This is a genomic window from Bacillus sp. FSL P4-0334 (assembly GCF_038004825.1).
GTDB classification, from domain to species: Bacteria; Bacillota; Bacilli; order Bacillales; family Bacillaceae; genus Bacillus; species Bacillus velezensis.
This window is the reverse complement of sequence record NZ_JBBORX010000001.1, coordinates 1,377,369-1,399,948: the sequence shown is the minus strand read 5'-3', so window position 1 is coordinate 1,399,948 and position 22,580 is coordinate 1,377,369. Positions and strand designations below refer to the sequence as shown.

Sequence of the window (22,580 nt, the reverse complement as noted above, 5' to 3'; positions counted from 1 at the left end):
CTTCTGTTATCTGTTTTTGTCACGTTAAATTCTCCTCAAGCATGTCAAAGATGTCTCCCATTTCATCCATCTCAAGATCCTGCGCGCTGAAATCGCTCGGCGTAAATTCTTTCTCCTCTTTGGCCGTGCAATGGCGGATGATCATTAAGAGATTGTCTTTAAACCGCTGCATCTGTGTTTCGACGGTGCTTCTTTCATATTCTTCCTGATTGTATGAGCAGGAAATGACGAAGCGGCCGCCTGTAACCATCCCGCTGAAGCTCAGTGCGTATAACGCCTCTGACTCTTCGCTGACTTGACGTCCCATATCATATGGAGACGGCTCAAACCATTCCGTTTTCACTTCATTGTCAAACTGCCCCAAATAGTTAAAACTGATTTCAGGCGCGGCGCCTTTTTCTGTTTTATCGGATGACAGATACCGGAGAATCCCGTATCCTACACCTTTATCAGGAACGCGCCGCACCGTCTCTTTTACCGTTTTAATGACGGAAGAGACGCCGTCTTCCTTGCTGATCTGCAGAATCAAAGGATATTGGGCCGTAAACCAGCCGACCGTCCGTGAAATATTGACATTCGGTATGATTTCTTCCCGGCCGTGTCCTTCTAAGTTGATGCCGACTTTGCCGTTTTCCGTCCATTCACCGATCGTTAAGCCGAGCGCGCTGAGCAGAATGTCGTTGATTTCCGTTCCGTACGGATGATGAACATCTGTGAGCAGCTGTGCCGTTTCTTCCTCAGTCAATTCACATTTCACGGCCGCCGTATGTTTGACGAGCCGTTTGTTCGGATCATGGTCTTTCGGCAGCGGCTGAAGTTCTTCCGCATCTGCCTGCGCCCAATAAGCCGCCTGCTTTTTCAGCTCTTCTGATTGCGCAAACGTGTTCAGCGCCTCCGCCCAATCTTTAAAGGAGTGGGTTTTCTGCGGGAGGACGATGCTGTTTTGCTGCTGCGCCTGTTTATAACCTGAAGCGAAATCCTCAAGCAGAATTCTCCATGAAACCCCGTCCACGACGAGATGGTGAATCGCGATTAACAGATGATCGCCTTGTTCTGTCCGGTATTGCTCCGCTTTTAACAGCGGGCCGTTCTCCAGATCCAGACTTCCCTGAAGATGATCGGCAAGCCGCTGAATCTGGCTTTTCAGCATATCCTCGTCAGTTCCGTACAGATCAACGATTTCAAAGCTTGCCTTGCATTCTGTGACAGGGAGGTATGTCTGAATGATGCCTTCCCTTTCTTCACGGTAAACCATGCGGAGCGCATCATGGTGTTCAATCAATGCTTGCAGGGTTTTTTCCACCAGGTCCGGATCAAAGCCGTCTTTCGCGTGAAGCATGACGGATTGGTTCCAGTGGTGTTTGTCGGTAAAGTTTCGTTCAAAGAACCAGCGCTGGATCGGCGTTAAGTCCGCTTCGCCTTCGACAGGGCCTTGGTCGGCCTGCTTGCCTTCCGTCCGCTCCACATAGGAGACGAGCTCTTCGATGGTCGGATGCTGGAAGAGATCTTTCATCTCCAATTTATAGCCGTGCTGGTTCAGGCGGCTCGCCATTTGGATGCCTTTGATCGAGTCCCCGCCGAGCGTGAAGAAATTATCGCTTACGCCGACCTGATCAAGACCGAGCACTTCTTGCCAAATGTCGGAAAGCAGCGTCTCCATCTCCGTTTCCGGCGCTTTGTATGCCGCGCTTCCCGCTTCAATATCCGGTTCCGGCAGGGCTTTTTTGTCAATTTTTCCGTTCGCGGTGACCGGAAGCTCGTCCATCTCCACCCAGAAAGCCGGCACCATGTAGTCAGGCAGCGTGTCTTTCAGCGCGGCTTTGAGCGCTTCAATATCGTCCTGCTGAGGCGCGACATAGGCGCAAAGCGCGGTATTGCCCGCTTTGTCTTCCACGGCCGTCACCGCTGCGTCATGAACGTCCGCAAGCTGGGCGAGGCGGACTTCGATTTCTGAAAGCTCGATCCGGTAGCCCCGCACTTTGACCTGCTGGTCAATACGGCCGATGTATTCGATGCCGCACTGCGCGTTCCATTTGACGAGGTCGCCGGTCCGGTACATGCGCTCGCCGGGCACGAACGGATCTGCGGTAAACCGCTTCGCCGTTTCTTCTTCACGGTTCAGGTATCCGCGCGCCAGACCGCGGCCGGCCACACACAATTCACCGGCAATGCCTTCCGGCTGCACCTGATCGCCGTCGCCGAGAATATAAACTCTCGTATTGGCAATCGCCCGTCCGATGGAAAGCGATCCTTCCTCCGGATTGATGACGCCGCTTGTCGCGACGACGGTGTTTTCCGTCGGGCCGTAGTTGTTGACGATCGTGTATGGCTGTTTCACCGCCCGCTTCAGCTTGTCGCCGCCGACGAGAAGCATGCGGAGAGAGGTATTTTCCAGCTCCATAAATTGTTCGGCCAGCTGCGTCGGCAGGAAAGTGATGGTCACGCCGTTCTCCTCGAAATAGTGATTTAAGCGGGTGATATCCAGCCGGATCGCTTCGTCAATGACGTGAAGCTCCGCGCCGATGGTCCATGTCGGGAACATTTCCCAGATGGAGGCGTCAAAACCGAAGCCCGCGTATTTGGCGCTTTTATCATCCGCCGTCATGGCGAATGCGTCGTGATGCCAGAAACACAGGTTCACCAGCGCATGGTGTTCGACCATGACACCCTTCGGCTGTCCGGTCGTTCCTGACGTGTAAATCATATAAGCGAGATGATCCGCCGTTGTTTCCGTCTGCGGGTTCGCTTCATCGTTTTCATCAAGCGGCAGGCTCAGAATGGAGCGGCTGCCGTCAAGCAGAATCGTTTCTCCGTTGTAGCTGTCCGGCACGTCGAGCGCTTCCTGTGTAAGAAGAAGCTTGGCGCCGCTGTCCTGCAGAATGTAGCTGATCCGCTCTTCCGGATAGTCGGGATCAATCGGCACAAATGCCGCGCCTGCTTTCAGGACGCCGAGTACGCCCGCGGCTATTTCCAAGGACGGTTTCGTCAAAATGCCGACACGTTCGTCAGCCGTGACGCCGCAGTCCATGAGAATGCGCGCGATCCGGTTCGCCCTTGCGTTCAGCTCGCCGTACGTCCATTTCGCGCCGTTGTATGCCGCGGCCGGCCGGTTCGCGTAGCGGGCGGCCGTTTCTTCAAAGAGACGGTGAACCGTTTTGTCCCGCGGCACAGAAATTGTTTTTCCTTTCCATGCGTTGAGGAGGGCTTGTTTTTCAGCATCGCTGATCAGTGAAATCTCAGGCAGCTTTCTGTCCGGACTTTCTGCCGCTTGCTTCAGAATCCGCAGGAACCCGGCGCTCCACTTTTCAATTGTTTCTTTTTTAAACAGATCAGTCGCATATTCAAACTGAAGGCCGAGACCTTCTTGATCCGTAAAGCCGCCGAGTGTCAGATCGAATTTCGCCGTGCCTTGGTTTGACTCATACGGAGTGATGCGCAGGTTCTCCAGTTCCAGTGTTTCTTTATCCGGATCTTCTGTCGTCACCATCACCTGGAACAATGGGTTACGGCTCATATCTCTCGGCAGGTCAAGCTTTCCGATCAGATCTTCAAACGGATAATCCTGATGCGCCAGCGCGTCGAGATTGGTTTGTTTCACCCGTTCGAGCAACTCGGCAAAGGTCTGCTCTTTTTGCGTTTCATTGCGAAGCGCAAGCGTATTGACAAACATCCCCGGCATTTCCTGAACTTCGGCGCTCGTTCTTCCGGCGGTCACCGAACCGATAATGATATCGCGCTGCCCCGTGATTTTCCTCAAAAAGACATGGAACGCGGCGTGAAGCACCATATGAAGAGTCGCTCCCGATGATTCCATTAATTCACGCACCGCTTTTTCCGTTTCACGCCCCGCTCTGAAACGGACGGATTGTCCTTTAAAACTTTGAACCGGCGGACGAGGGAAATCGGTCGGCAGATTCAATTCAGGAAGCTCGCCGGAAAATGCGGAGAGCCAATAACGCTCATGGTCTTTCATCCGTTCGGCCTGCTCGGGTTCATTCTGCCAGACGGCGAAGTCTTTATAGTGCAGGTTCGGCGACGGCAGGCTTCCGCCTTTGTAAAGATGAGCGAGCTCTTTGACCAGCATGCTTCTGGACACGCCGTCGGCAATAATATGATGCATATCCAGCAGCAGCAGGTGTTTCTTTTCATTCAGTCTGACAAGAGCGGCCCGAATGAGCGGAGCCGCACTCAGATCGAACGGCTTAATGAATGCCTGAATGATAAGATCCGCTTTCTCCTCGTCTGCTGCTTCAAAGATGTGCAGGTCGATGTCAGCCTGTTCTGCGATCTGCTGCATCGGGCGGCCGTTTTGATCGATAAAGGACGTCCGCAAAGACTCGTGGCGATTGATCATCTGATTGAGCGCTTCCTGAAGCCTTGAAATATTGACTTCTCCTTCCATCAGAAGAACGGACGGCATATTATAACTGATTGTCTCCCGGTCAAGCTGGTTCAGGACGTACATCCGTTTTTGGGCGGATGATAACGGGTACGCGTCTGCACTGTCGGCCGGTGAGATCATCCGATATCCCTCAGATACCGCTGATTTTTCGATATATGCGGCAAGCAGGCGGACAGTCGGCTGTTCGAACAGCGCTTTTAACGGAACCGTTTTGTCCAGTTCAGCCTGAATATTGGCGAGGAGCATCATGCCTTTTAAAGAGTGCCCGCCGTAATCGAAGAAATTATCGTCAATGCCGAGCGTATCCGTACCGAGTGTCTGTTTCCAAATGCGGCACAGCTTTTCCTCCAATTCCGTTTCCGGCAAGGCTGAAGCTGTTTGCGCCGTTTGGCTGACGCCCGGTTTCGGAAGGGCGTTTTTATCGGTTTTTCCGTTGGCTGTGAGCGGAATGCGGTCTACTTGTATGAAATAAGCCGGAAGCATATGAGACGGCAGTGTTTCGGAAAGCCGTTTGCGAAGCTCAGAGCCTTTCAGCTCGCTGTCGGCTTTATAATACGCGCACAGTTCCGGCAGCCCGCCTTCGCTGACTGCGAGAACGACCGCCTCCTGAATGCCGTTTACGCTTAACAGCACGGTTTCAACCTCTTTTAATTCAATGCGGTAGCCCCGGATTTTCACCTGATCATCCGCACGGCCGATAAATTCAATCGTCCCGTCAGGAAGCCTGCGGACGACATCTCCCGTTTTGTACATGAGGCTGTCCGACGAAAAAGGATTTGAGAGAAATTTCTCCGCCGTCAGCTGCGGACGGTGAAGATATCCTCTGGCAAGCCCCTTCCCGGTAATATAAAGCTCGCCGCTTGCGCCCGGAGGAACGAGCTGCATTGCTCCGTCCAATACAAGCGCGCCGGTATTTGCGATCGGGCGGCCGATGACGGGACGCTGCTCATATTGATCAAGACGCTCCATATTGATCCGTTCCGCAATGGCGCCGATCGTCGTTTCCGTCGGCCCGTAGTGATTGATGAAGTCGGTATGGGCGTATACGTCATGAAACTTGCGGACATCGGACGTGATGATCTTTTCTCCGCCGAGCACCACTAAACGAAGCGGGCTGAAACGGCGTTCTGACGTAAAACGGGCTGTATTGACGATCATATGGAACAATGACGGCGTCAGTTTCATATACGTAATGCCGTTTTTCTGTATATACTCACCAAGCTGATCAGGCGCGGTGTACGTCTCTTTCGGCACAATGTGCAGCTCGCCGCCTGCCTGAAGAATCGGAAATATGGCCGTATAGCCGAGATCAAATGCGTAAGAAGACAGCAGCACGGATTTGTCAGCTTCGGTCAAACCGGCTTCACGGCTGAACCATGTAACATAATTGATTAGATTGCGGTGCTCCAGCTGGACGCCTTTCGGTTTGCCCGTTGTTCCCGAAGTATAAATAATATAGGCAAGCTGGTCGGCGCCGGGCTCCGTTTCAAGCCGGTCGGCGCTTTCGTTCTGCCATTCTCCGTCTTCCATTACGACCGTTTTTCCTTTATAAACGGCGGCCGCGGTCATGTTTCTCTCATTGACGACCAGAAGCTTCGTTCCGCTGTCTTCGAGAGAGTAGCGGATTCTCTCTTCAGGAGTCTCCGGATCAATCGGGAGAAATGCCGCTCCGGCTTTCATGACGCCGAGAATCGCGGTAATCAAGTCGGCCGAACGATCCATCATAATGGCCACGATGTCCTCACTGCCCGTTCCGCAAGCCTGAAGGTGGCGGGCAAACCGGTTCGAGCGTTCATCAAGCTCACGATATGTCAGACTTATTCCGCCCGCAACCGCCGTGAGATCAGGCGTTTTTTGCGCTTGCCGTTCAAACAGCGAAACAAAAGTGCCCTCAGGCAGATCCGCTTCCGTACGTTTTTCATCAGAAAGGAGCGCTTCCCGTTCAGGAGCGGACAGCAGGCTTGCGTCGGCCAGCTGAATATCCGGATTTTCAGCGCAGGCTTTAATCAGATTGACAAAATGAGCGCTCCAGCGGCGGATGGTTTCGTCCGCAAATAAGGCTTTCGCGTAATCAAAGCTCAATCCGACCTCTTCTCCGCGTTCAGCCGCTTCTAAGGAAAGATCAAATTTAGCTACATGATGATGCATGGAGTATGAAGAAATCTCCAAATCTCCGAGCCGCAGGGCCGGGATCTCCATGTTCTGCATATTAAATAACACGCTGAACAGCGGACTCCGGCTTGTGTCCCTCGTTAACGGCAGTTTTTCAATTAATTCTTCAAGCGGATAGCTTTGATGCTCAAAAGCTTGAAGGCTCGCCGTTTTCACCTCATCCAGAAATTGTTTGAACGTTTTTTTGCCGGCAGGATGCGACCGAAGCGCAACTGTGTTGACAAACATGCCCGGCACGTCTTGGAGATCAGGATGCTGTCTTCCGGCCGTCGGAGACCCGACTATGATGTCTTCCTGCCCCGAATATTTGGACAGCAGCACTTGAAAAGCGGCTAACAAGAACATGTACATCGTCGTATCCGTATCAGCCAGCAGCTTCTTAATCTGCGCCGTCACCTGTTTATCAAGCCCGAAGATGACGCGTTCCCCTTCAAAACTGCGCTCGGCAGGACGCGGGAAATCAAGCGGCAGATCCAACACCGGCAGATCGCCTTTGAACGTATCAAGCCAGTAGGCTTCGTGCTGATCGAGACTTGCTTTTTCACGCTGCCAGACTGAAAAATCCTTATAATGAATCTTTGGCAGCGCAAGCTCCGTGCCTTGATAAAGCTTCGCAAGATCACCGATGAAAATGCCCATTGAGCTTCCGTCCGTAATAATGTGGTGCATGTCAATCAGCAGAAGATGCCGGTCTTCTTCAAGCCGGATCAGCTTCGAACGGACAAGCGGCGCGCGGTTGAGCGCAAACGGCCTGATAAAGGCTTTTGTCAGCTCTTCTGCATCTTCTTCCCGGCCCTCGGCGGTTTCAAGCTCAAACGACACATTTTTGTGAATGGTCTGCACGACTTCTCCCTCTGCCATGTCAAACGACGTACGCAGTGTCTCATGACGGTTGATTAATGCCTGCATGGCCTCCTCAAGACGCTTTTTGTCTACTGACCCTTCCAGCAGAAGTACAGCAGGGACGTTGTAGCTCGTGCTGGCCTGTCCGAGCTGATTAAGGATATACATCCTGCGTTGTGCTGAGGAAACAGGATAATGCTTCTGATAAGGCGCTTGTCGGATCGGTTCAAACTGCTGCTCCTCCTCGCTCTCATGCTGCAAATAATGCGCAAGCTCCTGAATGGTCGGCTTTTCAAATAACACTTTAATCGGCACTTCTTTTTGAAAGTGCTCCTGGATTTTAGCGGTCATCATCATGGCTTTTAAAGAATGTCCGCCAATCGTGAAGAAATTGTCAGTCACACCCGCTTTTACACCGAGAATGCCTTCCCAAATGTCAGCGAGTTTCTGCTCCGCTTCCGTTTTCGGCGCTACGTATTCTTTTTGAACGGCTTCAGCCTGAGGCTCAGGCAGCGCTTTTTTATCAATTTTTCCGTTCGCCGTAAGCGGAAACTGATTCATCTGGATGAAGTGCGCGGGAATCATATATTCCGGAAGTGATTCCGAAAGTGTTTTGCGCAGGTCTTCCGGCGAAAGGGCTTGGTCTGCCGTAAAGTAAGCGCAGATTTCATTTTCATCCGCTTTATTTTTCCGGATCACAGCCGCAGATTCCGTCACATTCTCCGCCTGGCTGATTTTCGCCTCGATTTCGCCGAGCTCGATTCTGAAACCGCGGACCTTTACTTGGTTGTCAATTCTGCCGAGAAACTCGATCGTGCCGTCCGGAAGCCACTTCGCCAAGTCCCCCGTCCGGTATATCATTTCATCCGGTCTGAACGGATCGCGGACAAACTGCTTCTCCGTTAATTCAGGCAGGTTCACATAGCCTCTTGCCACTCCGCTTCCGCCGACGCACAGCTCACCGGGCGCGCCGATCGGCTGGAGGTTGCGGTTTTCATCCATAATGTACGCAGTGGAATTTCCGATCGGCTTCCCGATCGGGACCGAACCGTCATAATCCTGATCAATGAGAAAACTCGTCGAAAACGTCGTATTCTCCGTCGGCCCGTATCCGTTCCAAAGCGACAGCTCCGGTGATGCCTTTCTCACTTTGCTGACGATATGCGGCACAAGTGCATCACCGCCGATGATGAGGTGCCGGAGCGTGTTAAACATGCCGGCATCCTTTTGGGCAAGCTGATTAAACAGCGGAGACGTCAGCCACATGGTCGTGATCCGCTGCTCTTTCAGAAATTGGGCGAATTGTCCGGCGTCAAGCAGCGTCTCTTTTTTCACCGGGTGCAATGACGCTCCGTTCAGCAATGCGCCGAAGACTTCGAAGGTTCCGGCATCAAAGCTGACGGCTCCCGTTTGCGCCATCCGGTCTTCTTCATGAACCGGCACGTAATTCGAATGTTTGACGAGCCTGATGATATTTCTGTGTTCAATCATGACGCCTTTCGGTTTGCCGGTCGATCCGGATGTATACATGATATACGCCAAGTCGTTGCCGCCGGTCGGAAGATTCAAGTCTGTTCCGCTTACCGTTTCATCCGCGCTTTCATCCAGCATGACGACCGGGACTTGCAATGTGCCCGCTTGTTCTTGATAGTCCTGAACTGTCAGCACGAGCCGAATCGAGCTGTCTTCCGCCATAAAGCGGAGACGGTCCTCCGGAAAAGCCGGATCAATCGGCACATATGCGCCGCCTGCTTTTAGGACGGCAAGCATTCCGACAACGGTTTCCGCAGACCGGTCGTTCATAATAGCAGCGGTCCGGCCTTTTTCCAGCCCGCTCTTCACAAGGTGTCTCGCCAGGCGGTTGGCCGCTTCGTTCACTTCACGGTAGGTCCATTCGCGTCCCGCTTCTTTTATCGCGATGCTTGCAGGCGTCCGGTTTGCCTGTGCTTCAAACAAACGGTGAACGGCCTCCTCTTCCGGAAGCGCCGTTTTCGTATCATTGAATATCTCAACAATCTGCCGCTCTTCTTCGCCTGAAACAAGGCCGAGTTCCCGCACGGGCGCGTCAGGCGTTCCGACCGCGGCTTTCATCATGCGGGTCAGATGGTGCGCCGTTCGTTCGATGGCATCATGAGCGAAAGCCGCTCCGTTGTATTTGATTTTGACAGTCCACGTTTTTCCCGGATACACGATGAGATTGAAATCAAAGCTCGTCTGCTCAAAAGCATGTTCAACTTTAATGGAAAAGCCGAGTCTTTCCTCCATGCCCCCGTTTTCCAGCTCTTTGTCCAGCGGATAGTTTTCAAACGCGACCAAATGATTTAAGAGGCTGCCGTCCAGGGCGGAGCGCTTTTGAATGTCATAGAGCGGCACATAATCATAGCGCTCGGCTTCCACGGCGTTTTTCTGAACTGCCGCCATCACGTCCGAAAAGGCTGCATCTTTGTCAATCTTGATTCTGACGGGAATTGTATTGATGAACAGCCCCGCCATCGTTTCTATGCCGTTGATTTCTGAAGGACGGCCTGATACGACGGTGCCGAACACCACATCGTCTGTATAGTTGTATTTGCTGAGCACCGCACCCCAAACGGCCTGAAACAGGTTAGGCCCCGTGACTTGATGCCGGTTGGCGGTCTGCTGAATCTGCGCGACCAGCTCTTCATCCCAGACAAAAGAATATTCTTCATTTTGGTAGTCTTTCTTTTCTGCTGCCAGACGGCCCGGGAGCAGGCTCGGCTGTTCGAAATCCGCCAGGCGGCTGCTCCAATATTGTTCCGCCTCCTCATAATCCCGGCCTCCGAGCCATTTGATATAGTCAGAGTAAGGTTTGCCCTGGCTTCCCCCGGCGGGCCGGCCGGCACGAAGCGCTTCATAGTTTTGGAACAGGCTTTTCATCAAAACGCCCATACTCCAGCCGTCCATGACGATATGATGATTGCTCCAGACGAGATACAGCTCCTTCTCACTGAGTCTGAACACCGCCGCTTTAAAGAGAATATCTTTCGCCAGATGAAAGCCCTGCTGCTGCACGCCGCGTTTATAGCGTTCAATATATTCGGTTTGGCGCGCTTCATCTAATTGACTGATATCTTCATAGTGCACCTTCGTCTTCCGCTCGGCTAATACGACCTGGCGCGGTTTTTGAAGCTGCTGGTGCACGAATACCGTACGCAAAATGTCATATGTCCGGATCAGCTCATTGACGCTTTTTTCAAAAAGCTCCAGCTGAAAGCTTCCGTGAATCCTAAGCTCTAATTGTGTGAAGTAGGAGGAAGAATGCGGATCAAGCAGCGCATGATACAGCATTCCCTCCTGCATCGGTGTGAGTGCATACACCTTTTGAATCGATTTTTTGCTCATATGTCACCTCTGTCTTTTCTGTTAGAGAATTTCCATTAATTTATCAAGTTCATCAAGCGTCAGATCATCATCGCCAAGATCGCTAGGCGTAAGCTCAGGTCCGTCTTGGGCCAGGCAGTGATCTATGATTTTCAAGAGGTGCCCTTTAAAACTGTCACTGAACGATTGAATGGTTTTTTCATGAAATTCGAGAGAATGATAGGCAAACGTCATCGTCATCTGCCCATTTTCTATAAATCCGACAATATCAAGCGCATTCGGCTTCTCTGTGTCAGGGCTCAGCGATTGTCCTGACGGCATCCCGGATCTTGTAAATAAGCCGGAATCCGACATCTCATTAAACTGGCCTAAGTAGTTAAAGCTGATATCCGGATCAATCTCAAATGAAAGATTCTCTTTATGCTCAGGCGCCGTTACATAACGCAGAATGCCGTAGCCGACTCCTTTGTTCGGGATGTGTCTGATGTCTTCTTTCATTTGTTTCAGCTGATATGAAAGATCGTCGGCGTGCTTCATCTCAAGGATCATCGGATACATGCTCGTAAACCATCCGACCGTCCGGGTGATATTCAGGCCGTCAAGAATGTCTTCGCGCCCGTGGCCTTCCAAATGAACGCCGATCGTGTCTTCACTCGTCCACTCTTTCAGCGCCAGTCCGAGCGCCGTGAGCAGGATGTCGTTCATTTCGGTGTGATAGGCTTCATGTACGTTTGTCGTCAGCTGTTCAGTTTGTTCAGGCGTCAGAGAGAAGCTGACCGTTCTCGTATGTCTCATGCGCTGATCACCAGACTGCCTGTCTTTCGGAAGCTGAGTGCATACCTCTTTTTCCTCAAGCTCTCTCCAGTAATCCGCTTCTTTCAGAAACGCCTTCGTATTTGCGTATTCTTTGATTCTCTCGGCAAATTCGGCGAATGAATGTGTTTTCGGCGGCAGCGCGGGTTCATTGCCTTGCTTCAGCTGCGTATAAACGGACGTAAAGTCCTCCAGTAAAATCCGCCAAGATACACCATCCACGACTAAGTGATGGATTGCGAGAAGAAGGTGGTCTCCATCTTCAGCCCGGAAGAGCCCGGCTTTCAAGAGATGTCCTGTTTCCAGTGAAATACTGCTTTGAAGACGGTCTGCTTCCCTTTCGATACGGTCCTCATGGTCTTCAGCAGGTCCGTTCAGCTCAAAGACGTTCAGTTCAACAGACGCATCCTCAAGCCCTCTGTAATACGGTTTTTGTTCACGATAAATCATCCGGAGCGCATCATGGTGAACCGTCAGGACATGTAATGTTTTTTCTGTTATCTCCGGATCAAAGCCGTCTTTCGCGTGAAGCATGACGGATTGGTTCCAGTGATGTTTGTCGGTAAAGTTTCGTTCAAAGAACCAGCGCTGGATCGGCGTTAAGTCCGCTTCGCCTTCGACAGGGCCTTGGTCGGCCTGCTTGCCTTCCGTCCGCTCCACGTAGGAGACGAGCTCTTCGATGGTCGGATGCTGGAAGAGGTCTTTCATCTCCAGCTTGTAGCCGTGCTGGTTCAGACGGCTCGCCATTTGGATGCCTTTGATCGAGTCCCCGCCGAGTGTGAAGAAATTATCGCTTACGCCGATCTGGTCAAGACCGAGCACTTCCTGCCAAATGTCGGAAAGCAGCGTCTCCATCTCCGTTTCCGGCGCTTTGTACGCGGCGCTTCCCGCTTCAATATCCGGTTCCGGCAGGGCTTTTTTGTCAATCTTTCCGTTCGCGGTGACCGGAAGCTCGTCCATCTCCACCCAGAAAGCCGGCACCATGTAGTCAGGCAGCGTGTCTTTCAGCGCGGATTTGAGCGTTTCGATATCGTCCTGCTGAGGCGCGACATAGGCGCAAAGCGCGGTATTGCCCGCTTTGTCTTCCACGGCCGTCACCGCTGCGTCATGAACGTCCGCAAGCTGGGCGAGGCGGACTTCGATTTCTGAAAGCTCGATCCGGTAGCCCCGCACTTTGACCTGCTGGTCAATACGGCCGATGTATTCGATGCCGCACTGCGCGTTCCATTTGACGAGGTCGCCGGTCCGGTACATGCGCTCGCCCGGCACGAACGGATCTGCGGTAAACCGCTTCGCCGTTTCTTCTTCACGGTTCAGGTATCCGCGCGCCAGACCGCGGCCGGCCACACACAATTCACCGGCAATGCCTTCCGGCTGCACCTGATCGCCGTCGCCGAGAATATAAACTCTCGTATTGGCAATCGCCCGTCCGATCGAAAGCGATCCTTCCTCCGGATTGATGACGCCGCTTGTCGCGACGACGGTGTTTTCCGTCGGGCCGTAGTTGTTGACGATCGTGTACGGCTGTTTCACCGCCCGCTTCAGCTTGTCGCCGCCGACGAGAAGCATGCGGAGAGAGGTATTTTCCAGCTCCATAAATTGTTCGGCCAGCTGCGTCGGCAGGAAAGTGATGGTCACGCCGTGCTCTTCGAAATAGTGATTTAAGCGGGTGATATCCAGCCGGATCGCTTCGTCAATGACGTGAAGCTCCGCGCCGATGGTCCATGTCGGGAACATTTCCCAGATGGAGGCGTCAAAACCGAAGCCCGCGTATTTGGCGCTTTTATCATCCGCCGTCATGGCGAATGCGTCGTGATGCCAGAAGCACAGGTTCACCAGGGCATGGTGTTCGACCATGACACCCTTCGGCTGTCCGGTCGTTCCTGACGTGTAAATCATATAAGCGAGATGATCCGCCGTTGTTTCCGTCTGCGGGTTCGCTTCATCGTTTTCATCAAGCGGCAGGCTCAGAATGGAGCGTCCGCCGTCAAGCAGAATCGTTTCTCCTTTGTAGCTTTCCGGCACGCCCAGCGCTTCCTGTGTGAGAAGAAGCTTGGCGCCGCTGTCCTGCAGAATGTAGCTGATGCGCTCTTCCGGGTAGTCGGGATCAATCGGCACAAATGCCGCGCCCGCTTTCAGGACGCCGAGTACGCCCGCGGCCATTTCCAAGGACGGTTTCGTCAAAATGCCGACACGTTCGTCAGCCGTGACGCCGCAGTCCATGAGAATGCGCGCGATCCGGTTCGCCCTTGCGTTCAGCTCGCCGTACGTCCATTTCGCGCCGTTGTATGCCGCGGCCGGCCGGTTCGCGTAGCGGGCGGCCGTTTCTTCAAAGAGACGGTGAACCGTTTTGTCCCGCGGCACAGAAAGTGTTTTTCCTTTCCATGCGTTGAGGAGAGCTTGTTTTTCTGTTTTATTCACCAATGAAAGCTCAGAAAGCTTCGCAGCCGGATTTTCCGCTGCGGCTTCTAACAGTTGAAGCCAGTAATGCTTCCATGTCTCTGCCGTTTCCGGTTTAAACAGCGCGGTGTTATATTCAAGCACAAACGTTAAACCTTCGTCTGTGTCCTCAGCCGTCATTGTCAGGTCAAACTTGGCTGTTTTTCTGTCAAACGGATGGTGCTTCAGCTCAATTCCTTCCATGACCAGATCTTCCGCATTTGCATTTTGCATTGAGAATACCGCATCAAACAGCGGATTTCTGCTCGTATCACGCTGCACCTCAACCTTTTGCAGAAGGTCTTCAAGCGGATAATCCTGCGCGTCAAATGCATGTAAAGCGGTTTGTTTTACTTCTTTAAGATAGTCCGTGAACGTTTTGTCCGCTTCCGGATACGTACGAAGCGCGAGTGTATTCACAAAAACACCGATGACGTTTGCGAGATCCGCATGTGACCGTCCCGCAACCGGCGAGCCGACAATGATGTCATGCTGTCCGCTCAGTTTTGATAGAAAGGCGCTGTATGTCGCCAGCAGCACCATGTACATGGTAGAATCCGTTTGTTTCGCAAGACTGCGAAGAGCCGACGTCTGTTCCTCAGTCAGAGAAAAGACCAGCTTGTCTCCTTCAAAGGTTTGCACGGCCGGACGGCTGTAATCAGCCGGCAGCGTCAATACCGGAAGCTCGCCGTCAAGCTCCCGAAGCCAATGCTCCTCCTGCTTGCGGTACTGCTCTGATTGAATAAATTTCTGCTGCCATACCGCATAGTCTTTATAATGAATCCGCAGCGGCTCAAGCGTTTCGCCGCCATACAAGCGGGACAGTTCATCTATCAGCACGCCGACTGAAGCGCCGTCCGAAATGATATGGTGCATGTCAAACAGCAGCAGGTGGTCATGTTCAGCCAGCTTAACCAGTCCCGTTCTGACGAGAGGAAGCTGATCCAGGCGGAACGGCCGGATAAAGCTCTGAATAATCCGTTCAGCATCTTCTTCAGAGGCTTCATAATATTCCATGTCGATATCAGCTTCCGTCCATATGCGCTGAACCGTTTCCCCATCCTTTATGTCAAATGTCGTTCTGAAGGCTTCATGGCGTTCTGTCAGCTGTTTCATGACGGATTTCAGCTTTTCTGCATCAAGCTTTCCTTTTAAGCGGAGCACAGACGGCATGTTATAGCTTGTTTCAGCGCCTTCCAGCTGCTGAAGCACGAACATCCGCTTCTGCGGTGAAGAAACCGGATACGTTTCCCGCTCGGCCGCCGGTGCGATGCTCTCAGCCGCCTTCCGCTCAGCCCCTTCAATCAGCTGCGCCAGCCCCGCGGCCGTCGGAGAAGTGAACAGATCCTTTAAGGTAAGCTGCACGCCGAATGTCTTCTGGATAAGGGCCAGCAGTTTCATCCCCGCTAACGAGTGGCCCCCGATCTCAAAGAACTGGTCATGGACGCCGACCCGCTCCATTTGCAGCACCTCAGCCCAAATATCCGCCAGTTTTTGTTCTGTTTCATTGCGCGGCGCCGTATATGACACGGCATTCGCTGCGGTCACATCCGGCATCGGCAGCGCCCGCCTGTCGATTTTTCCGTTCCCTGTAAGAGGCAGTTCATCCAATTGAATAAAGACGGACGGAATCATATAAGCCGGAAGATCCTTCGCCGTATGCTCCCTCAGCTCCCGGGAAGAGATTTCCCTGAGGCCGACAACATACGCGCAAAGAAGTTTGTCACCCGCACCCTGATCTACAGCGAGCACAATACATTCCTGAATCTGGTCATGACTTTGGAGCTGATGCTCAATTTCGCCAAGCTCAATCCGCTGACCGCGGATTTTCACCTGATGGTCGATACGTCCGATAAACTCGATATCGCCATTCGGAAGCCATCTGGCCAAGTCGCCCGTTTTATACATCCGTTCACCTTCCTTAAACGGATGCTTTACAAATTTTTCTTCCGTCAGTTCAGGACGGTTGTAGTAGCCTTCTACGAGTCCTTCCCCGCTGACGCACAGCTCTCCCGCGATACCCGCCGGCTGAATGCGTCCGGCTGAGTTCATGATGAAGACTTCCGTATTGCTGACCGGTTTCCCGATCGGAACGGAGAGCGTATCCTCTTCAATGACATCCACCGGATGGTATGTCGCAAACACAGTGCTTTCCGACGGACCGTACATATGAAGCAGTCTTCCTTTTCCGACTGCCGCAAGCGCCTTTTTGACATGTTCTACAGACGCTCTTTCGCCCCCGAACATGATTTTCCGAAGCGTCGTCAGACAGGACGGCTCCATATCAACAAGCAGGTGGAACAGGGCCGTCGTAATCATCAGAATGCTGACGTTCTCCCGTTTGATCACACTGGACAGGCGTGACATATCCAGCACCGTATCTTTCGGGACGATCACAAGCTTTGCACCGTTTAACAGCGAACCGAACATATCAAACATAAAAGCGTCAAAAACGTAGTTTGACAGACCGAGCACTGTGTCCTCTTCAGAAACAGTCAAATAGTTCGTGTTTTTTACCGTCCGCAAAATGTTGGCATGTGTGACGATGTTTCCTTTCGGCGTTCCCGTCGTGCCTGATGTATAAGTGAGATTGGCAATCGTTTTGGAATCAAACGGCAATGCTGGATTGCGAGAGTCCTTTTCATAGCTCGCCTCATCATCAGCAAGCACAATGACGCCTTGAAAACCGGCCTTTTCCGCAAGCGGCTTGAGGCTTTGCTGAGTCAGGAGCACATTCGCCCCGCTGTCGCAGAAGAAATGCTGAATCCGCTGAACCGGATGCTCAGGATCAATCGGCACATAGGCGGACCCCGCTTTTAACACAGCCATAATGGAAACAATCATATCCATTGACCGTTCACACAGAACAGCCGCGGTTTTTCCGCCGCCTCCGACCGAAAGAATATGCCGCGCAAGCCTGTTGGCGCGTTCATTCAGCTGCTGATACGACAGGGTTTCCCCTTCGAACTGTAGAGCCGTCCGGTCAGGGTTCTTTCGGGCTTGTTCTTCAAAGATCTGCACGATCGTTTGATCTTTCGGGTATACCGTGCGTTCCGGGTTGAACCGCTGTAATTGATTCAAAGCCTCCCGTTCAGAAAGCAGATCATATTCGCTGATTTTCGCATCCGGCTGAGCTGCCGCGCTTTCCAGCAGACGGACATAGTGCGCAAGCATGCGATCCGCAGTTGAGCGCTTAAACAGCTTCGTGCAATAATCCAAATCAAGCGCAATGCCTTCCGCTGTTTCCCGAGCCTGCATGGTCAGGTCGAATTTGGCGATATTGAAGTTTGTTTCATGAAGAGACAGCGTCAGATTACCGATCTCCGGAATTCCGTCGGAGGCGTTTTGCAGACTGAACATCGTGTCAAATATCGGATGCCTGCTCATGTCCCGGGGCACGTTCAGTTCCTCGGTCAGCCACTCAAACGGATAATCCTGATGAGAAAACGCATCCAGCACCTGCTTGCGCACATGACCTAACAAGCCGGCAAATGTCTGATCCTGCTTCACGGAGCTTCGCAGCGCAAGCGTGTTGACAAACATCCCGATAAGCCCCTCGGTATCGGAGTGATTTCTTCCCGCTGACGGTGTTCCCACGATGATGTCTTCCTGTCCCGAATACTTAGAAAGCAGCGTATAGTATGCTGATAACAGCACCATGTAAAGGGTGGCTCCGTTTTTCTCGGCAAGCTTCTGCAGCCGTTCCCGCAGCATTTTCGGCAGCTTGGCGGACACGCGGTCACCTTCAAAGCTTTGCACCTGCGGCCGCGGATAATCAGGAAGCAGCTGAAGCACCGGCAGTTCGCCGCTGAAGACTTCTTTCCAGTACGCCCGCTCCTTCTTGTAGCCTTCTTTCGCCCGTTCCGCCTGCCATACGGCATAATCTTTATATTGAATGCGCAATTCAGGCAGCTGATTTCCGACGTAGATGTCAGCCAGTTCCTTCAGCATGATGGAAATAGACACCCCGTCAGAAATCAGGTGATGCATATCAAACAGCAGCATATGGCGATTGTGACCGAGCGTTTGCAGGCCGATTCTGAACAGCGGCGCCTCAGATAAATCAAAACGGCGCACAAAGTCCTTCATGACCTGTTCATTCGTTCTTCCGCGCGCTTCGATCATTTCAATATGAAACGGAACATGCTCGCCAATCACTTGTCTCGGCGTGCCGTCCTCTGATTGAAACGATGTTCTGAGCGCTTCATGCCTGCTGATTAAGGCAGAAAATGCACGCTCAAGCTTTTCACGGTCTAAAGCGCCCTCAATCATGGCCGCAGCCGGCATGTTATATCCGACTCCCGCGTCTTCAAATTGGCTTGCGATATAAGTCCGCTGCTGAGCGAGCGAAAGCGGATAGCTCGCCTGCTTCTCAGCCGGCTCAATTGTACTGAATGCCGGTCCTTCGTTTCGGTTTTCCGCATAATCGGCAAGCGCCGCAATCGTCGGATGCTCAAACAAGTATTGCAGCGGAATTTCAACGCCCATTTGCTTATGAATTTTCGTCAGAAGCGTCATTGCCTTTAATGAATGACCGCCTGACTCGAAGAAATGATCATAAATGCCCGCCTTGTCCATTCCGAGAACTTCCTGCCAGATGACGGCAAGTGTTTCCTCCGTTTCATTTCTCGGCGCGGCATATTCAGATGAGCTGACAGCCTGCACATCAAGCGCAAACAGCTTTTTGCGGTCCGCCTTCCCGCTCGGCGTGAGCGGAATTTCGTCCGTTTTTGTAAAGTAAGCGGGCACCATGTAATCAGGAAGGTGCTTGGACACATACTCCCTGTACTCGGCAGGGTGAAACTCGGTTCCTTTTTCCTGAACGATATATGCGCAGACATCTAAGCTGCCCTGCTGATCCGGCCGTGCCAGCACGACGGCCTGCGCCGCGCCCGGAGCTTTTCTGAGCACCGTTTCAATTTCTCCCAGCTCAATGCGGTAGCCGCGGACTTTCACCTGATCATCTTCACGGCCGATATATTCGATCGTCCCGTCCGGCAGCCAGCGCGCCATATCACCCGTGCGGTACATGCGGCCGCTTCCGTTAAACGGGTCCTGCAAAAACTTCTCTGCGGTCAAATCCGGCAGATTTAAATAGCCGCGGCCTACACCGTCACCCGCGATATACAGCTCACCGGCCGTGCCGTCGGGCTGAAGCCGCTGGTGCTTATCCAATATATACAGACGGGCGTTGCCGAGCGGTTTTCCGATCGGAACGTACGCCGCCTGTTGATTCATTCCGTTATCCGCTGACATCTGATGCACGGACGCATCTACGCACGTTTCTGTCGGCCCGTAGACATTCGTCAGACGCGGCGTCCTGCCCGATTGATGAAAGAGCGTCATCAGCTGTTCAGCAACAGCCGCGGACAGGCCCTCTCCCCCAATGAGCATGTGGCGCAATTCAATTCCGCTGACATCTCCCGCCGCAACCATCATCTGCAGATGCGCAGGCGTTCCGTCAGTGGCTTCAATCCGGTTTTGCCGATAATAGTCCAGCAGTGCCGAGCCATTCGTCACAGTCGTTTTCGGCACGATATAAAGCGTCTGTCCCAAAAGAAGCGAGGCGAATATCTGTTTGACGGACGCATCAAAATGAAACGGAGCCAAAAGCGCCATTCTTAATGTCTGCTCACCGGATTGATAAATCTCCTGCTGCAGTGATTGCACCAGATGATGAACTTGCCGGTGCTCAATCATCACGCCTTTCGGCCGCCCCGTTGTACCTGACGTGTAGATGATGTAAGCCAGCCGGTCTGATTGTGTGATGACACCGTCCGCAGCCGTTTCAAACTGAACAGCCTCGTCAAAATCAATCCGTTCGGCATCCGCTGCAGGCACCTGTATTCCGGCCTCCGTCAGAACAGCCTTCGCTCCGCTGTCCTCTAAAATGTACTGAATCCGATCCGCCGGAAAGTCAGGATCTATCGGCACATAGGCGCCGCCCGCTTTCAAAATTCCCAATATTGCCGCAATGACACGCTCAGAACGGCCAAGCAGCACCGCGACAGGAGAATCGGCTGATATCCCGGCTTGAAGAAGGCGTCCGGCGATACGGCCTGACTGTTCATGCAATGTGCGATAGGACAATGTTCGGCCTTCATACACAACCGCGGGTTTGTCAGACAGTGACTTCACTTTCTCTTCAAACAGCCCCGGTATCGTCATCTCTCCGCGGTAATTCACCGGATTGCCGGAGGCCCGTTTCAGCAGCCGCTCTTTCTCGGATTCAGAAAGAAGAGTAAGTTCATCAATTATGCGATCAGGAGATGAAATCGCATCTTCAATCAGCGTGATCAAACGTTCAGAAACAGATTCAATCTCTTCCCCCTTGAAAATGTCGCTGCGATAGTCAAAATCAATTGTCAATTTCCCGGTGTCCCATCGTTCCTTCACATGAATTGAAATATCATTTGTACCGCTTCCGCTGAAAATAGGGTCTGTCAGGAAGGACAGATTCTCTTTTTTCTGCCACTGCATCACCTGGTACTCCAGAGCCACCGTAAACAATCTGCTCAGCGAACTTTTCGAAGCGCGCAAATCATTGACAAGCAGGTTATACGGATACTTTTGGTGGCGGAGAATTTTCATCAGATCCTTCATCCGGCCTTTAACGAATTCCAAGAACGACTGTCCTCCGTCAACGCTTGTCCGCACAGGCACCGTAGATACGAACATCCCGAGCATCTGCTTTTCTTTCGCATTCGTCCGGTTTCCCATAAACGTACCCGTGACAACGTCATCCCGGCCGGTCACTTTGTAGAGATAAGTGATCAGAGCTGACTGGAACAGAGATAGTACGCTGACTTTATGCTCCTCGCAGAATGAATGAATGCGGCCATATAAGTCGTGAGGAATTTCTTGAGAAAACCGTTTCGCATCAAGACCCGCATCTGCCTGGCTCCGTTTCAGGGACACAAGCTCCGGCACGGTCTCAAACTGCCCGTTCCAAAAATCCCGATCCTTTTTAAACCGCTTCGATTGCACATATTCCTGCTCTGTCAGCACGTGCTCGATAAAAGAAGGAATCTCCGTCTGTTCCTCACTTGTCCCGCCTGAAAGCTCCAAATAAATATCAGTAATCGCATTGCCCAGAATCGTCATGGAAATCCCGTCTGAAATAATGTGATGCACATTAGCGTAAAACCAGACCTCATTTTCACTGATCGTGTGCACGGAAAAACGGAATAAATCCTGATCATATAACGCCAGAGGCTTGCCAGCTTCTTCACGCCCCCATTTGGACAGCTCGTCCGCAGAGCAGCCGGCTTGCCTGATATCTGTGTGCCCGATAGAGAGCGGACGGTATTCGCTCACATATTGAACGGGCTCCCCCTCATCATCAAGCCGCAGACGGATTCTCATCGACTCATACCGCCGGACGAATTCCTGTATCGCTTTCTCAACGTAATGAGCCTGTACGCCGTCTTCAGAAATGAGTTTCCCGAACCCGGCAAGATTTGAAATACTTGTGTTCGGATAGAATTTTTCTGTATACCAGATACGTTTTTGAGCATTTGTTAAAGGATAAAAAGTTATTTCCATATGTGTGCGCCTCCCCTTTTTAAGATAAAGATGTCAATTCTCCCTTAGAAACAGCCTCCCTCTATGTCCCTAACTCATTCTCAAGCCAAAAGAACCACTTACCTCCAAAAACGATCCCGATTCAATCACCGCCGAAATCCGTCATCCGTTCACCCGCGCAGTCCGAAATGCGGCATCAAATTTATGAGAAATCAAGACAAAAAGCCATTGATTGTAAGCACGAAAGGTTTACCTATTTCTGCATGTATTTCTATATATCTACTTACGTTCACTTTATATGAAAATATTGTTTTTATCACCGAAAAATGGGTGAAAAGTTTCATGCGGCACACCGAAAAAAATTCCGACAAATCCAGAGGGTATTTTGCGGCATCCCGCAATTTATTTTCAAAAATATTATTTACGTAAAATTAAAAATCTTTAAACTATAATGAAAATCTGTCGAATATCCAGTTATGGCAGAATGAAAAAAATTTACGTACGGAAGCTGACCCGGAAAAAACAGCGCAAGAACCGAAACAGACAGTCCGAATGTTCGCAATATGATTTCATTAAACCGCAAAAAAAGCACTCTATTTTACATAGAGCACTTCAAAAAGATTCCTTTATTGCAGTTTTATTAATGTTGATTAATTCCATATAATCTTTTCCCCACTTATACATGGCGTCCAGAATCGGCATAAGGCTTTCTCCTTGCGCCGTTAAAGAATACTCCACTTTCGGAGGGACGACAGGGTAAACTTCCCTGTGAACGATCAGATCCTGCTCCAGCTCCCTGAGCTGATTCACAAGAATTTTGTGCGTAATATCCGGAATTAAAGCTTTCAGCTCATTAAACCGCTTCGTCCCTTCTTTTCCCAAGTGCCACATAATCAGCATTTTCCACTTCCCGCCTATCACGGCAAGCGTCAATTCCTTTTCGCAATTAAACGTTTTCTTATCCATTCGGCTCACGGGCCATTCTCCTTCCTCTTACTTTTTGTACGGTCATCATCTATTCATACACGCTTACTTTTTTACACAA

Annotated in this window: 3 protein-coding genes; all 3 read right to left on the bottom strand. The window is 51.8% G+C overall.

Annotated features, from left to right (window positions below; genetic code table 11):
- Positions 1-19 precede the first annotated feature (19 nt).
- Positions 20-10,780 carry a surfactin non-ribosomal peptide synthetase SrfAB gene (gene srfAB, locus NSQ37_RS07140; protein ID WP_445661285.1) on the bottom strand — a complete coding sequence of 3,587 codons (10,761 nt, stop codon included), beginning with the start codon at positions 10,778-10,780 and terminating at the stop codon, positions 20-22.
- Positions 10,781-10,801: 21 nt separating this feature from the next.
- On the bottom strand, positions 10,802-21,556 hold the full coding sequence (srfAA, locus tag NSQ37_RS07125) for a surfactin non-ribosomal peptide synthetase SrfAA (RefSeq protein WP_341123459.1): 10,755 nt from the start codon (positions 21,554-21,556) through the stop codon (positions 10,802-10,804).
- A 591-nt stretch (positions 21,557-22,147) separates the two neighbouring features.
- Positions 22,148-22,510, bottom strand: a complete 363-nt coding sequence (locus NSQ37_RS07120) for a winged helix-turn-helix transcriptional regulator (protein WP_341123458.1) — start codon at positions 22,508-22,510, stop codon at positions 22,148-22,150.
- Positions 22,511-22,580 lie beyond the last annotated feature (70 nt).

Coding starts and splice junctions, on each gene's coding strand:
- srfAB (WP_445661285.1), bottom strand. CDS start 10,780: ATGAGCAAAAAATCGATTCAAAAGGTGTATGCACTCACACCGATGCAG.
- srfAA (WP_341123459.1), bottom strand. CDS start 21,556: ATGGAAATAACTTTTTATCCTTTAACAAATGCTCAAAAACGTATCTGG.